At 46.4% G+C, this 13,858-nt stretch carries 13 protein-coding genes; 8 read left to right on the top strand and 5 right to left on the bottom strand.

Annotated features, from left to right (window positions below):
• Positions 1-166: 166 nt before the first annotated feature.
• The 6 genes from L2755_RS13020 (at position 167) to menE (ending at position 6,615) form a co-directional block, all read left to right on the top strand.
• The gene (locus L2755_RS13020; protein WP_248981125.1) at positions 167-703 is read left to right on the top strand and encodes a DUF2780 domain-containing protein; all 537 of its coding nucleotides are present in this window, start codon (positions 167-169) and stop codon (positions 701-703) included.
• Between the two features lie 109 nt (positions 704-812).
• Entirely contained in the window at positions 813-1,262 is a 450-nt protein-coding gene (locus L2755_RS13015) for a tellurite resistance TerB family protein (protein WP_248981124.1), read from the top strand.
• Between the two features lie 327 nt (positions 1,263-1,589).
• On the top strand, positions 1,590-3,299 hold the full coding sequence (gene menD, locus L2755_RS13010; protein WP_248981123.1) for a 2-succinyl-5-enolpyruvyl-6-hydroxy-3-cyclohexene-1-carboxylic-acid synthase: 1,710 nt from the start codon (positions 1,590-1,592) through the stop codon (positions 3,297-3,299).
• Positions 3,299-4,108 (top strand): 2-succinyl-6-hydroxy-2,4-cyclohexadiene-1-carboxylate synthase, encoded by an 810-nt coding sequence (menH, locus tag L2755_RS13005; protein WP_248981122.1) that lies wholly within the window; start codon positions 3,299-3,301, stop codon positions 4,106-4,108. The genes menD and menH overlap by 1 nt, the downstream gene beginning before the upstream one ends.
• On the top strand, positions 4,108-5,151 hold the full coding sequence (menC, locus tag L2755_RS13000; protein WP_248981121.1) for an o-succinylbenzoate synthase: 1,044 nt from the start codon (positions 4,108-4,110) through the stop codon (positions 5,149-5,151). The genes menH and menC overlap by 1 nt, the downstream gene beginning before the upstream one ends.
• Positions 5,152-5,157: 6 nt before the next feature.
• The gene (menE, locus tag L2755_RS12995; RefSeq protein ID WP_248981120.1) at positions 5,158-6,615 is read left to right on the top strand and encodes an o-succinylbenzoate--CoA ligase; all 1,458 of its coding nucleotides are present in this window, start codon (positions 5,158-5,160) and stop codon (positions 6,613-6,615) included.
• Positions 6,616-8,120: 1,505 nt separating this feature from the next.
• Here menE and L2755_RS12990 read toward each other — a convergent pair.
• The 5 genes from L2755_RS12990 to ftsY all read right to left on the bottom strand — a co-directional run bounded on the left by L2755_RS12990 (position 8,121) and on the right by ftsY (position 12,628).
• Positions 8,121-8,279, bottom strand: coding sequence for a hypothetical protein (locus L2755_RS12990; RefSeq protein WP_248981119.1), 159 nt, complete (start codon positions 8,277-8,279; stop codon positions 8,121-8,123).
• A gap of 45 nt (positions 8,280-8,324) precedes the next feature.
• Positions 8,325-9,182 carry an RNA polymerase sigma factor RpoH gene (gene rpoH, locus L2755_RS12985; RefSeq protein ID WP_248981118.1) on the bottom strand — a complete coding sequence of 286 codons (858 nt, stop codon included), beginning with the start codon at positions 9,180-9,182 and terminating at the stop codon, positions 8,325-8,327.
• 207 nt (positions 9,183-9,389) lie between these two features.
• Positions 9,390-10,355, bottom strand: coding sequence for a permease-like cell division protein FtsX (gene ftsX / locus L2755_RS12980; protein ID WP_248981117.1), 966 nt, complete (start codon positions 10,353-10,355; stop codon positions 9,390-9,392).
• An 8-nt stretch (positions 10,356-10,363) separates the two neighbouring features.
• Positions 10,364-11,056: a cell division ATP-binding protein FtsE gene (gene ftsE / locus L2755_RS12975; RefSeq protein ID WP_248981116.1), complete on the bottom strand. Its 693-nt coding sequence runs from the start codon at positions 11,054-11,056 to the stop codon at positions 10,364-10,366.
• Positions 11,057-11,107: 51 nt separating this feature from the next.
• Entirely contained in the window at positions 11,108-12,628 is a 1,521-nt protein-coding gene (gene ftsY / locus L2755_RS12970; protein ID WP_248981115.1) for a signal recognition particle-docking protein FtsY, read from the bottom strand.
• Positions 12,629-12,851: 223 nt separating this feature from the next.
• On the opposite strand from ftsY, the gene rsmD reads away from it, so the two are divergent.
• Both rsmD and L2755_RS12960 read left to right on the top strand, forming a co-directional pair.
• Positions 12,852-13,466 (top strand): 16S rRNA (guanine(966)-N(2))-methyltransferase RsmD, encoded by a 615-nt coding sequence (gene rsmD / locus L2755_RS12965; RefSeq protein WP_248981114.1) that lies wholly within the window; start codon positions 12,852-12,854, stop codon positions 13,464-13,466.
• Positions 13,467-13,745: a DUF1145 domain-containing protein gene (locus L2755_RS12960; protein WP_248981113.1), complete on the top strand. Its 279-nt coding sequence runs from the start codon at positions 13,467-13,469 to the stop codon at positions 13,743-13,745.
• Positions 13,746-13,858: the final 113 nt, after the last annotated feature.

Genomic DNA, 13,858 nt, shown 5'->3' with positions numbered 1-13,858 from the left:
AATTGAATAACACGAATTAGGGCTAAGGATACCCAAGTTTAGTAATTAATGCACAGTTGAAATCACGTATTCGCTATTTGTTAAAAGTAAAAAAACTGCAAACAAATTGTTAAAACCGTTAAACTAGTAAAAAATACAACAGATTTAACTTAAAAGGATGGCCCCGATGAAATTATTGACTGCAGGTATTCTGACGCTATTAAGCATATTCTCAACTCAAGTTAACGCCCACGGGGTTGATCTATTCGCAGAAGCAACTGCAAAACATCCATCAACAAAGGTAGTAACAGCAATTTCAACCCCGGCACAATCTGATGATTTGGTCGGCAGTGTTATGTCGCAACTAGGCTTAAGCCAGGGTCAAGCAGAGGGCGGCTTAGGCAGTTTGCTATCATTAGCGCAATCTTCATTGGGCAGCAGTGATTTCAGCTCCATTGCAGACTCTATCCCTGGTATTGATGGTTTGCTAAGTGCAGTACCTGAAATGGATAGTGGCTCAGGAATGTCAGGCTTGTTATCAAAAGCAGGTGGATTTGGAGACTCACTTAAGGGGGGTGCTATGGTTTACGACGCTTTTGAAAAGCTTGGAATTTCCAAAGATTTAGCAGCACCTATGATTGATATCGTCAAGGGCTACCTCGACGCTAATGGAACATCAGGTACCTCTGACCTACTGATGCAAGGACTCGGCGCCATATTGTAAGCTTGCTAGATTGTCATCTTGGTTGCTATTGAGTCATTCAGCGCAACCAAGATGGAACTCTGCTTAAGTTTGACGCTCTAAGCTTTATACCCACCTTTGAGGAACTTGCATGCTTGCCAAGCTAAAACAATTTTTTGAAGCTCCCAGTCAAACGCTTTCAGCTGAAGAGCTGGCGCAGCAGCTTAACCTTGCCGCGGCCAGCTTGCTATTGGAAGTCGTCATGGCCGATGAGAGCATGTCAGATGAAGAAGCTAACATCCTACCTGAGCTTCTCACCACCAGCTTAGGCTTGTCAGTCGATGATGTGAATGCATTAATCGCAGATGCTACCGTGTCGCAAAATAACTCCACCTCGCTTTATGAGTTTACTCAAGCCATTAATGACAACTTTGATATTGAGCAAAAACAACAACTCATCCTGGCAATGTGGCGCTTAGCCTATGCTGATGGACATTTGTGCCAATATGAAGATCAGATGATCCGTCGCACCTCTGAATTGCTACACCTGCGCCATAGCGAACTGATCCAGATGCGTAACCTAGCAATAGAAACTCAATAAAAGACCACGATTACACGGCTGCTATTGACTCAAGCTAGCGCTTGTTTTCGGTTTAGATGGGTTTTCTGTGCCCATAATATTGGAAACAAAATTAGCATCAGTAATATGGCGTAGGCCATATTCCAGCCTAAAGCAAAACTAATAACTGCCCGATATCACTAAAATTAAAACCCATGTAGTGATGAGTGAATGGATAGACAATCAAGGTCGATAGTCTTCATTCGCCTTTTTTACGTTAGCTTGCAGATTTAAGAAAACCAGAGCCGATCATATTCCTTGGCGCTAAAGCAAGTTAAACTAACATTATCATTGGGATGGTAATAATCTATGCAAACTGAACATACGGCTGAATTAAACTTGCTTTGGGGAACGTTAATCTTAGAGGAGCTTGCTCGTCTAGGGGTCAAACATGTCTGCATGGCACCGGGATCGCGCTCAACCCCGCTAACCTTAGCGGCAGCGAAGCAAAAAAATCTGAGCCAACATCTACATTTTGATGAAAGAGGTTTAGGCTTTATGGCGCTAGGCCTAGCCAAAGCCAGTGGCGCTCCGGTGGCTATTATCACCACCTCAGGCACCGCAGTCGCGAATCTATATCCAGCGGTAATCGAAGCTTGGCTAACCCAGGTTCCACTGATAGTCCTTTCAGGTGATCGCCCGCCAGAGCTAATTGATTGTGGCGCTAACCAAGCGATTACCCAGCCAGCCATTTTTGCTCAATATGCCAAGCCACTCAGTTTACCTACGCCAGAGATGAATATTGGCCCGGCCGCGCTATTAAGCGCTATCGATGATGCGGTCAGCAATCAAACGCAGCCGGTGCATATTAACTGCATGTACCGCGAGCCACTCTATCCAACAGCGCCTCAAGCAGACTTTAGCCATTATTTAAAGCCAGTTGCTCAATGGCAGCAAGGTAATGCACCCTATATTCAATACGCAGCGCCAACAGCTTCACAGCTACCAACCCATGATGCACTGGCCAGATTTGTCCATGGGAAAGGCATCATTGTGGCAGCAACATTGGCACCTGAGCATCAGCCTGAACAGCTGATCGCGCTATCGATAAAGCTCGGTTGGCCAATCGTTTCCGATGCCCAATCACAACTTCGACAAAGTAGCGCTGCCATCGGTAATATCGACCAGCTGTTACTGCAACCGAAAGCCCAGGCTCTGCTAGCACAAGCTGAAAAAGTGATCGTTTTTGGCGGTCGTATCCTGTCAAAACGGTTGATGAGCTATTTAAGTGAACATAGCTGGAAGGACTACTGGCAAGTTCTGCCACAGCAACAAAGACTTGACCCCAAGCACAGTGCGAAACAAGTATGGATTGCGCAGGCTAACACCTTTAGCCAGCTGCCTTGGCCACGCTCATCTCAGGCACAGTGGGCATTGCCATTAGTGCAGTATAATGCAGCGCTAGAAACCCTATACCAGCAGCAAATTGATCATGCAGAGTTCGGCGAAGCACAGGCGATACGGGCAATAGCCAAACGTCAAACCCGTGAGCACCAGCTATTTATTGGCAATAGTCTGCCCGTCAGACTATTCGATATGTTCGCTCCTATCACCGCTGAGCACGCAACCGTCTTTACCAATCGCGGCGCTTCGGGGATTGATGGACTACTCGCAACCGCATGCGGCGTTGCCATTGCGGATAAAAAACCAACCACACTGGTTATCGGTGATATTTCACAGCTACATGATCTCAACTCCTTGGCGATTGCGCGTAGCGTCACCAGTCCGTTTGTTATTGTTATTCTCAATAACGATGGCGGTAATATATTTAACCTGCTGCCAGTGCCTAACGAACAATTACGCAACGATTACTATCGCTTATCCCATGGTCTTGAATTTGGATTTGGCGCCGCTATGTTCGGCCTAGCCTATAACCAAGTTGATGACCTCGATGACTTTATCGAGTCTTACGAATATGCCCTGACCTACCCAGGGCCTTCGGTAATCGAGGTGAGCGTGTCACAAAACCAAGCCAGTGATCAAATTGCCCATATCGCCACCTGGGTGAAACAAAGCTGATGCTGGCAACTCAATGCCAAGGCGACCCCGCTGCACCAGTCGTTGTACTGTTGCACGGTTTTTTGGGCAGTAAAGAGGATTGGACAGCAGTTATAGAGGTGTTAGCTAAGCAATATTATTGCGTTAGCATCGATCTGCCGGGTCATGGCGAAAGCCTAAACTGCAGCTTACCGATACCTGGTTTTGATGCCTGCAGCTCGCTTATCCAGCAAACACTTTCACGCCTTAACATTACGCAGTATCACTTGATTGGTTATTCGCTCGGTGGCCGGATAGCGCTGCACCTTGCGCGGCATGCACCTGAAAAGATCCTCAGCTTAATACTAGAGTCGTGCCACCCAGGCCTTAAGTCTGCAGATGACAAAACCGCCAGAAAAGCCAATGATGCACAGTGGGCAGCGAAACTAAATAGCCTCGATATTGAGGATTTTTTAACGCTTTGGTACCAACAAGCGGTATTTGCCGATCTTAGCGTCAAACAACGCCAAGCAATGATCCAGCAGCGCAGTGCCAATCAAGCCTTAGCACTGGTTAACTGCTATCAAGCCACATCACTTGCTGAGCAAGGCGATCTTTGGGACACGCCGATGATAATCTCTGCGCCATGCTATTTTATTGCCGGAAGTGATGATCAAAAATTTCTCTCGCTCGCCACTCGCTGGCAGCAACAATATCCCATCGCTATTCACCCTATGGCAGCCAGTGGCCATAATGTCCATAGCACTGCTCCTGAAGTCTTTAGCCAGTTGGTTGTACAACTGCTCAACCCGCTTTCATTTAGCCCACAATCATCCAATAGGCCCACGTAATGATCCTCACTAAACTTAGCCTTCATCAATACAGTATTGATCTCGATAGATTATTACCCGTAGGTAAGCAACGCATCGACCAACGCCATGGTTTAGTGCTTAGCGCGACAATAAGTTTGGCTAGTGATGAGCGAACTGAACAAGTTGAGATTGCCCCGCTTTCGGGTACTGATATTGAAGGCAATCCATTGACTGGTTATAGTCAGCACTCGCTTGCAGAAACAACGGCACAACTCGGAGAATATCTGACGCAGCTGCATCTACAACCAGTAGATAAGCTGCTCGATTTTGCCGATAAGACCGAGCAAAACGCAGTCGCTTTTGGCTTAAGTTTATTACATGCCAAACTTAGCGGGCAGCTCGATGGCCACAGCCTTGAGGCGCGGACTATTCCGCTTATCTACCGTAATCAGGATGAGCCGTTAACCGCAGTTACCGAGCGTGTGGCGGCGCTAGCTAAAAATGTCCATGCCGTTAAGGTAAAAGTCGCACAGACATCCCTTGAGGATGAGATCAAACTAATCCATCAGATCTTAGCCATACGGCCAGATTTAAAACTAAGGCTCGATGCAAACCGTGGCTTTGAGCTACAACAAGCCATCGAATTCATCGCTTGTATTCCTTTGCATGCTATTGAGTATATTGAGGAGCCTTGCAAACAAGCTGTCGATAACCCAACATTTTATCAAGCGATTGCAGCGCCTTGGGCATTAGACGAGTCGCTCAATGAGCCACACTATCAGTTTGAGATGCAAGCAGGGCTTTGTGCCATCATCATCAAGCCTATGCTACTGGGTAGCTTGGAAAAATTGCAGTCACTACAGCATTTGGCCGCTGAACATGGGGTGCGCTCAATATTGAGTTCAAGTTTAGAAGCCAGTCTAGGTATAACTGATCTTAGCCGTTTGGCCGACATTGTGACCCCTGGCGAGATCCCAGGTATCGATACCCTAAGCGCCTTTAGCCAAGATCTACTGCAAAGCACAGGTAAAGCAAGATGCCTGCAATTAGGCGATCTACAACTGCTGCTTGAACTCGGTTAGCCCTTTATGCCCAATACTTCTGTCGACATTGTTAAATTGTCCCCCATTCATCAGGTTGCTGCGCAGCGACCTGATTCCATCGCCTATAAGCTCAGCGGTGTAGCGGTAAGTTATCAGCAGCTCAGTCAGCAAGTCATCGCCATCGGGGAACAGCTTAAGCAAGCAGGATTAACGCAAGGTGATAGGCTTGCTTGTGTTGCTAATAATAGCCCTGAGTTACTCACGCTTTATTGGGCCTGCGTCGACAATGCTCTGCTGTTTTGCCCTATTTCGCCACGCTTTGCGCAAATACAGCTGCTTGAGCTAATTCAAGCGCATCAATATCGCTACTGCTGGCTCCCCAACAGCACACAAACACGACTACCCAAGCTAGAAAGTGCCCTGCTGGCGCTTGGCACAGATAGCACTCAGTTATTAGCGCTGAATTTCGAGCAACAAAGCGTGCAGCAAGCACCAGAAATTAATCCTCAACAAGCGGTAAATGCCATTCTTACCTCTGGCAGCACTGGCTTACCTAAAGCGGCCGTACATAGTTTGCATAACCATATTGCCAGCGCCAAAGGGTCGAAAACACTGATTGATATCACTGAGAAAGATAGCTGGTTACTGTCGCTGCCACTGTTTCATATTGGTGGCCTGGCTATTCTCAATCGCTGCGCACTTGCCGGTGCCTGCGTCATCTTCAAAGATAAATCGATACCCCTTGCTGAGCAGTTAACCAGAGACAAGATTAGCCACTTGTCTTTAGTCAGTGCGCAACTGCAACAGTTGCTTACAGCTGACCACCACTGTTTAAGCCAAGTCAAAGCAATGCTGTTAGGTGGCGGCTCGATTTCAGCCGTTCAGTTAAACCAACTCAACACGCTCAATATTAACGCCTTCACCAGTTATGGCATGACCGAGATGAGCTCACAGATCACCACCGGCATTGCCCGCACGGATGGCTCAAGTGGCCGAGTATTACCTCGGCGAGAGTTAAAAATAGTCGACGGGGAGATATGGCTAAGAGGCGAATGTCTGTTTCTCGGTTACCTTAGCGTCGATGGTCTTAGCAAGACTCTAGGAAGCTCATTAGAGACAAAAGGCTGGTTTCGCAGTACTGACTTAGGGCATTGGGACAAAAACGGCAACCTGTGTATTGACGGCCGTTTAGATAACATGTTTGTTTGCGGTGGCGAAAACCTGCAACCAGAAGAGGTTGAAGCCGCATTAAAGCTGCATCCATTGATTGATGACGCCATCGTCTTCGCTCAAGCTGATGCCAAATTTGGTCACCTTCCAGCAGCCATCATTAAACCTGCTAATGATTCAGCTAGCCAGCCTTCTGAAGCAGAGTTAACAGCGTTCCTCGCCGACAAAATAGCCCGTTTCAAGCGGCCAAGGTGTTATTACCCGTGGCCAGATGTCGCCACAGTAGGCATTAAAGTCGTGCGGAAACAGATCATTGCAGCGGTTAAGGATTAGCGTCCATTTAAGGTGCGCTACGATAAACTCGAACGCCACACCAAAATCGTCATTCGTGATGCTTGAAAAAGCATTATCTCCATTTGTGGCAAACTAGTTAGTTTTGGATATCAGTGGTTCCAATGACCTGCGGTCGGCGTATGTGCAGACGCTACTGAGGCTCGCCGCAAGCACGTCCCTGTGGGCTCAACGAAAACGTCCTGTTTTCGACGGCCTCAGCCGCATCTACACTGGTTTCGAAAGCGCAAGCTCTCGGCATCTGCGTTTTAAATTTAAAACCACAAAAGTAACTAACTTGCATAACCAGCAGAACACGCAATTATCCCCCGTTGGAAATTTTGCTTTTTAAATTTCGCCGGGGCGCTGAGGGATTGCCAAGGGGTACAAGCGCTTTACCCTTTGGCTCTGGTGTGGGCGAAGCGCCACGACCTTGACCTTAATTTTGATAAAAAAGTAATAACCAATATTGCGGCAAAGTTAATTAGCTTCAACCAAAGTGGTTCCAAATGCCTGCAGCAGGTGCTGGACAGGATGTCCGAATGTCGTGATCACATGGTCGATGATGTTCCCGACATCATCATGACATTTCCCATATCCCTATGGGTCAGATGTGAATGAACTACCTTATGTGCAGACACCACTGAGGCTCGCCGCAAGCACGTCTGACCTCCAAGGACGGAGGGAATGCCAAATTATGTCTGGAACAGAACTGGCTCTGTGGGCTCAACGAAAACAAACAACATCCCTATTTAAAGGCCAGTTCGGCATCCATGCCTCTCGTTCGAAAGCTTGATAACTGCGTTATCTCTCACCCTGTTTCCGAAGGCCTCAGCTGCATCTACACTGGGTTATAAAAGTACCATCATTTAGCCATGGTGGCTTTAAGCTTTAAACACAGCAGCTTAACTGTTCTAATTGCATCCCTAACTACCTCATTGCTCCCTTTCAGCATCAAGTGCAACTAATTGCTTGCAGCATGCGTATGCGCAGACACTTCTTAGGCACGCTGCAAGTACGTCCCTGTAAGCTCTACGATGGCATCCATGCCATCAAAGGCCTAAGCCGTATCTACACTGGGTTATAAAAGCGCACATTCTCAGCATTTGAGTTCCTAATTTAAAAGCACAAAAGTGACCATCGCGCAAAACGCACAGAAAACACCACTCCCCATCCAAGTTGCCGAAGTACATTGGGAAAAAGATAGGACATGCACAACATTAGCTACAGTCTCACAAAATACGACTATTTAGCTCTGTTAAAAAAGGAGTAAGATCATTTTTATAAAGGCGTCTGATATCACGTATTGTAGATTCATCAGTAAGAATATGAGCTTAAACACATGTAACCAACTCACAGAATCAAATCTCCCCCGTTGGAAATTTCGCTTTTAAAATTTCGCCGGGGCGCAGAGGGATTGACTCTTATGAAATCAAGAGCGGGGACAAGCGCTTTACCCCTTGGCTCGACTCTTTACAAAGGAATGGGCGAAGCACCACGACCTTGTATCAAACGAAGTTTGATTGATGAGAAACAACCTGCATGTCTGGGTGAACTCCAGACATAAAGCCGCAAGCTATCCATCCATGGGCTTTAGGCATAAATGTTCCAGACATAAAGCCGCAAGCTATCCATCCATGGGCTTTAGGCATAAATGTTCCAGACATAAAAAAACCTGCCGTAGCAGGTTTTAGTCAGTACCAACAAAAGCCTTAAGCTTCCATTCGTCCTTTTAGTTTGTTCATGGCATTCTTTTCAAGTTGTCGGATACGTTCTGCCGATACTTGATAAGTGGTCGCTAACTCTTGTAGCGTTGTTTTGTCTTCACTTAACCAACGAGCCTGAAGAATGTGCTGACTACGCTCATCAAGTGTCTTGATCGCTGAAAGCAGACGGTCTTGGTTATTTTGTTCCCAGTTGTCATTTTCAACTTGGCTAGCCAAATCAGATGAATGATCTTCAAGGTAATGCATAGGCGCATAATCTTTCTCATCATCGTTATCGCTAGCTAAATCAAACGCGGGATCTTGGGCAGCCATACGTGATTCCATTTCGGTCACGTCTGCTTTTGATACACCTAGGCTCTCTGCCACCATACCCACTTCATTATCACTAAACCAGCCAAGACGCTTTTTAGTTTTACGAAGATTAAAGAACAACTTACGCTGTGCTTTTGTGGTTGCAACCTTAACTATGCGCCAGTTTTTAAGCACATATTCATGAATTTCTGCTTTGATCCAATGCACAGCAAATGATACCAAGCGAACGCCCACATCTGGGTCAAAACGCTTAACGGCTTTCATCAAGCCAATGTTGCCTTCTTGAATTAGATCGGCTTGGGGTAAACCGTATCCTGAGTAGCCTTTTGCAACATGTACCACGAAGCGCAAGTGCGACATAATCAGTTGTTTCGCAGCTTGTAGGTCACCCGTTTCCTGCAGACGCTTCGCCAGCTCATGCTCTTCCTCTGCACCCAACATAGAAATTCTATGGGCAGAGTGAACATAAGACTCGAGGCTTCCACTACTTTGAGGAACCATAAGGGCCATTGTTTGCGTTTGATCTGTCATTCACGCTCCTACTACTGATTACCAATACTACGGTCTAACTAAACCTGAAAATCACACCTCTATTGAGATGGACAGAGAACTATCGACTAATTGACAGAATATGTCAACCATCGGCGTTGTCTAATATGTACGGTTGAATTTTTACACCTACATAGAGACAACGCAAATGAAGGATAGTTCATCTTTACCAATCCGCTGCTCCTATCCCTAAGAAGGTTCAATTGCCCGTAAATGTTGGCGTACAGAGAGGTATGAACCAAGCCAACCTAAAAATGAGGCTAATAAAACCAGTTGCCCAAGCTCTGCTAATGTCAGTGATTCCATATGCAGTTCGCTGCCATATAAACCAAGCAGCTCAGCGAGTGCGCTGTCTAAATACCACACCAATAAATTAATAATGACCCAAGCTAAAACACCACCGATGATCCCAAACCAAATACCGGTATAAAGGAATGGCCTTTGTATAAAGGCTTCCGTGGCACCAACAAGCTTCATCACTTCTATTTCGGTACGTCGGTTCATAATTGCCAGACGAATCGTGTTACCAATAACGAGTACAACCGCTAACACCAGTAGTGCTGCAATCGCCATTACAGTGCGTTCAAGCAAACGCACCACGGCTTGCAGGCGTTCTAACCATTCAATATCAAGTCGGCCAAAGCTTACTTCGGCTTCCTGCTCAAGCTTATTCAGCAACTCTCTGGCGCCAGTGGGACTAGAATATTTTAAGCTAGGAGTCACCATCACGACGGCTGGAAGCGGGTTAACATCTAAATAGGACAGTGCTTCACCGAAGCCAGAGAGCCGTTGAAACTCTTCTAGGGCTTGATCGCGATTGATATAATGTATCTCTGCCACCTCGGGATACACCTTAAGGCGAGCGATTAAACTTTGAATACTTTTTTCGCTGCGGCCTTCATCAACAAATAGTGATATTTCGGCGGCACTGTTCCACGATTGAGTGATGGTTTCTGCATTTTTAACCAGCACTTGCAGCGCTGCCGGTAAACTGAGGCTGACCCCAAGTACCGCCATTGTCATGAATGATGAAATGGGATTACGCCATAATTCACCCAAGCTCGCCATTGCGTGTTGAATGTGGCGAATAAAAAACATCACGATTTGACCAGATATTGGCAATTTGCTGCGAGTTAACTGAGACTGTTTATTCATCATAGTCCTCAGTACCCACTTAAGGTGTCAGTTTGGTCTAGCTCTTGAGCACCAAGCACACGACCCTGCTTAAGCGTTAATGTACGGTACTTCATCCGTGCGATAAGGCCCAAATCATGGGTTGCGATCAGCACTGTGGTACCTGAATCATTAAAGGTTTCAAATAAGCGCAGTATGTCCATCGACAATTTCGGGTCTAGGTTACCGGTAGGTTCATCGGCAAGTAATAGTGGCGGCTTGTTCACAATAGCCCTGGCAATGCCGACACGCTGCTGTTCACCGCCTGAAAGCATGATGGGACTATGTCGCTCTTTACCATAGAGCCCCACCATATCGAGCGCACCGGCTACCCGCTTACGGATCTCTCCGTGGGAAAATCCTTCGATGATTAACGGCAGCGCGACATTATCAAACACGCTTTTTTCCATCAATAGGTGATGATTTTGAAAAATCATCCCAATATCACGACGCAAGTAAGGCACTTGAGAGCGACGAAGCTTGGCAATATCATGGCCATTAATAGACACTTTACCGACATTGGCACGCTCGATCACCGTGATCAACTTGAGCAGAGTGCTCTTACCCGCACCTGAGTGACCAGTAAGAAACGCCATTTCGCCACGTTTTAAATGAAAGTTCACATCCGACAGGGCTTTTTGCCCGCCAGAATACACTTTACTGACTTGCTCAAATCGAATCATTTATTAGATTTCTTAGTCGTCGATATCGCTATTAAAGTTTATAAACTAACGCTATTTTGCGTCAGAGTCGTCTTTTGATTGACTAAACAGTGCTTCAATAAAGTCTTTTGCATCAAAAGTACGAAGATCATCAATCTGTTCACCAACACCGATGTGGCGAATTGGAATACCAAACTTGTCCGCAATCGCAAAAATAACGCCACCTTTTGCAGTGCCATCTAATTTGCTAATGGTGATACCCGTTACGCCCACGGCCTCTTGAAACAGTTTAGCTTGGCTAATCGCATTCTGACCAGTGCATGCATCTAAAGTGAGCATCACCTCATGGGGTGCCGCTTGGTCCTGTTTTTTCATCACTCGAACGACTTTTTTCAACTCGTCCATCAAGTGCGCTTTGTTTTGTAAGCGGCCCGCTGTATCGGCAATCAGTACATCTACATTACGTGCTCTTGCGGCTTGTAGTGCATCAAACAACACCGAAGCACTATCGGCACCCGTGTGCTGGGCAATGACTGGGATGTCGTTACGTTGTCCCCAAACCTGCAACTGTTCAACGGCTGCCGCGCGGAAAGTATCACCCGCCGCGAGCATGACGGTTTTACCTTCTGCTTGATATTGTTTAGCTAATTTACCAATAGTGGTTGTTTTACCAACACCGTTAACACCCACCATTAAAATAACAAACGGGCCGTCTGTATTTTCTGGAACAAGAGGAATCGATACTGGCTCTAGTATTTTTTGCATCTCATCACGCATCAGCTCATATAGTGCTTCACCATCTTTAAGCTGTTTGCGACTGGCTTGCTCGGTTAAACTCTTAATCAAACGGGTGGTGGTTTCAACGCCCACGTCGGCGATCAGTAACTGCTCTTCTAACTCTTCAAAAAGATCATCATCAATCTTCTTGCCAGTGAATATTCCAACAAAGCCACTACCTATGCTTTCGCTGGTGCGCTTTAAACCGCGTTTAAGTCGGGCAAATAACCCCTCTTTGACTGGTTTCGCTTGCGGCTCTGGTTGATGTTCTACCTGCTCGGCTGCAACTCTTTCAGCCTCTGCTTGCTCGGCAGCAACTCTTTCAGCTTCTGCCTGCTCGGCTGTAACTCTTTCAGCTTCTACCTGCTCGGCTGTAACTCTTTCAGCTTCTACCTGCTCGGCTGCAACTCTTTCAGCTTCTACCTGCTCGGCTGCAACTCTTTCAGCTTCTGCTTGCTCCGCTGCAACTCTTTCAGCTTCTGCTTGCTCCGCTGCAACTCTTTCAGCTTCTGCTTGCTCCGCTGCAACTCTTTCAGCCTCTGCTTGTTCAACAGCAACTCTTTCAGCTGCTGCTTGCTCGGCTGCAACTCTTTCAGCTTCTGCCTGCTCGGCTGCAACTCTTTCAGCTTCTGCTTGTTCAGCAGCAAGCTTTTCTGATTCAACGTGCTTTGCTGCAACGTTATCAGCTTCAATTTGTTCAGCGTCAACTTGCTCAATTTCAGCTTGAGCCGAAACGTTTAATTCTGCCTCTGCTTCCTGTGGTTGTTCTGTAGATTTATCTTTGCGGAACCAGGAAAAAAAACCTTTCTTTGCCATGTGTTTTACCGATGCTCAAATAGCTGTACATAAATGCGTAGGGTGGAGGACGTTATATCAAAAACACCGCAGAATTACGCTGATTTAAACAGCAAAAATGTAACCGACCGCATCTGCGCGATGGCTTTTTACCATTTAGTTGTGCTTTGGTATAAAATAACGACCTTAAATTAGACGCTATAGTCTACCACTTTCTGCCATAAGGCAAAATCACGAGGACACCATGGTCAAAAAAAGACCCTCAAGCGGCCAAGTAAGAATTATTTCGGGCCAGTGGCGATCACGCAAACTGCCTATCCATGATTTGGAAGGTCTGCGCCCCACAACTGACCGTGTGCGTGAAACCTTGTTTAATTGGATAGCGGACGATTTACGCGGTGCTAGAGTACTGGATTGCTTCGGTGGCAGTGGCGCACTAAGTTTAGAGTCGTTATCTCGATATGCGGCTTATGCCCGAGTATTTGAGTTACAACCCCAGGCGGCAAAACAGCTAGTGACAAACTTAGCGACCTTAAAGTGTGACAATGCCGATGTGATCAAAGGCGATAGCTTGAAGCTATTAGCGACAACGCCCGGCACCGGTTTTGACATTGTATTTATCGACCCACCTTTCAGAAAGTCACTGACAGAAAAAAGCATCCAACTGCTAGATCAGCAGCAATGGTTGTTACCTGAAGCACTTATCTATGTTGAAACGGAAGCGGAACTAGCAACACTTGATGTACCCGCGAGTTGGACTCAACTTAAAGAGAAGAAAGCCGGCCAAGTGATCTATCGTTTATATCAGTACAATCCGTTAGCAGATAATGACACTCAAGAGCCTGAGGAGCACGTTTAAATGAAACTGATATTACTATTAGGTAAGTTGGCGACGGGCTTTGCATGGTTAATGATGTTTTATAATCTAGCGGCTCCCTTTGACGGCAATATTGCCGCTATTCTTAATATTCTTTTAGCAGTGACCCTGTTTATGCACTGCTTCCAAACGATTATCTTCCACACCTTATTTAAGAGCCTAATCTCCTTAAAGAGGGGCGATTATCTACAAGTGTTTATTTTCGGCGTATTTAGCTTACTGCAATATCGTCAGCTGGTTTTAGCTCAGCAAAAAAGCTAGGTGCTAGGTGCTAGGTGCTAGGTGCTAGGTGCTAGGTGCTAGGTGCTAGGTGCTAGGTGCTAGGTGCTAGGTGCTAGGTGCTAGGTGCTAGGTGCTAGGTGCTAGGTGCTAGG

Source organism: Shewanella abyssi (assembly GCF_023284025.1).
GTDB lineage: Bacteria > Pseudomonadota > Gammaproteobacteria > Enterobacterales > Shewanellaceae > Shewanella > Shewanella abyssi.
The sequence above is the reverse complement of the archived record's forward strand: the minus strand, read 5'-3'. Positions and strand labels throughout refer to the sequence as shown.

Bases quoted from the DNA above. Each gene is read 5' to 3' on its own strand.
- rpoH (WP_248981118.1), bottom strand. From the start codon at position 9,182: ATGACAGATCAAACGCAAACAATGGCCCTTATGGTTCCTCAAAGTAGT.
- L2755_RS12990 (WP_248981119.1), bottom strand. From the start codon at position 8,279: ATGTCTGGAACATTTATGCCTAAAGCCCATGGATGGATAGCTTGCGGC.
- ftsX (WP_248981117.1), bottom strand. From the start codon at position 10,355: ATGAATAAACAGTCTCAGTTAACTCGCAGCAAATTGCCAATATCTGGT.
- ftsY (WP_248981115.1), bottom strand. From the start codon at position 12,628: ATGGCAAAGAAAGGTTTTTTTTCCTGGTTCCGCAAAGATAAATCTACA.
- menD (WP_248981123.1), top strand. From the start codon at position 1,590: ATGCAAACTGAACATACGGCTGAATTAAACTTGCTTTGGGGAACGTTA.
- L2755_RS12960 (WP_248981113.1), top strand. From the start codon at position 13,467: ATGAAACTGATATTACTATTAGGTAAGTTGGCGACGGGCTTTGCATGG.
- menE (WP_248981120.1), top strand. From the start codon at position 5,158: ATGCCCAATACTTCTGTCGACATTGTTAAATTGTCCCCCATTCATCAG.
- ftsE (WP_248981116.1), bottom strand. From the start codon at position 11,056: ATGATTCGATTTGAGCAAGTCAGTAAAGTGTATTCTGGCGGGCAAAAA.
- L2755_RS13015 (WP_248981124.1), top strand. From the start codon at position 813: ATGCTTGCCAAGCTAAAACAATTTTTTGAAGCTCCCAGTCAAACGCTT.
- rsmD (WP_248981114.1), top strand. From the start codon at position 12,852: ATGGTCAAAAAAAGACCCTCAAGCGGCCAAGTAAGAATTATTTCGGGC.
- L2755_RS13020 (WP_248981125.1), top strand. From the start codon at position 167: ATGAAATTATTGACTGCAGGTATTCTGACGCTATTAAGCATATTCTCA.
- menC (WP_248981121.1), top strand. From the start codon at position 4,108: ATGATCCTCACTAAACTTAGCCTTCATCAATACAGTATTGATCTCGAT.
- menH (WP_248981122.1), top strand. From the start codon at position 3,299: ATGCTGGCAACTCAATGCCAAGGCGACCCCGCTGCACCAGTCGTTGTA.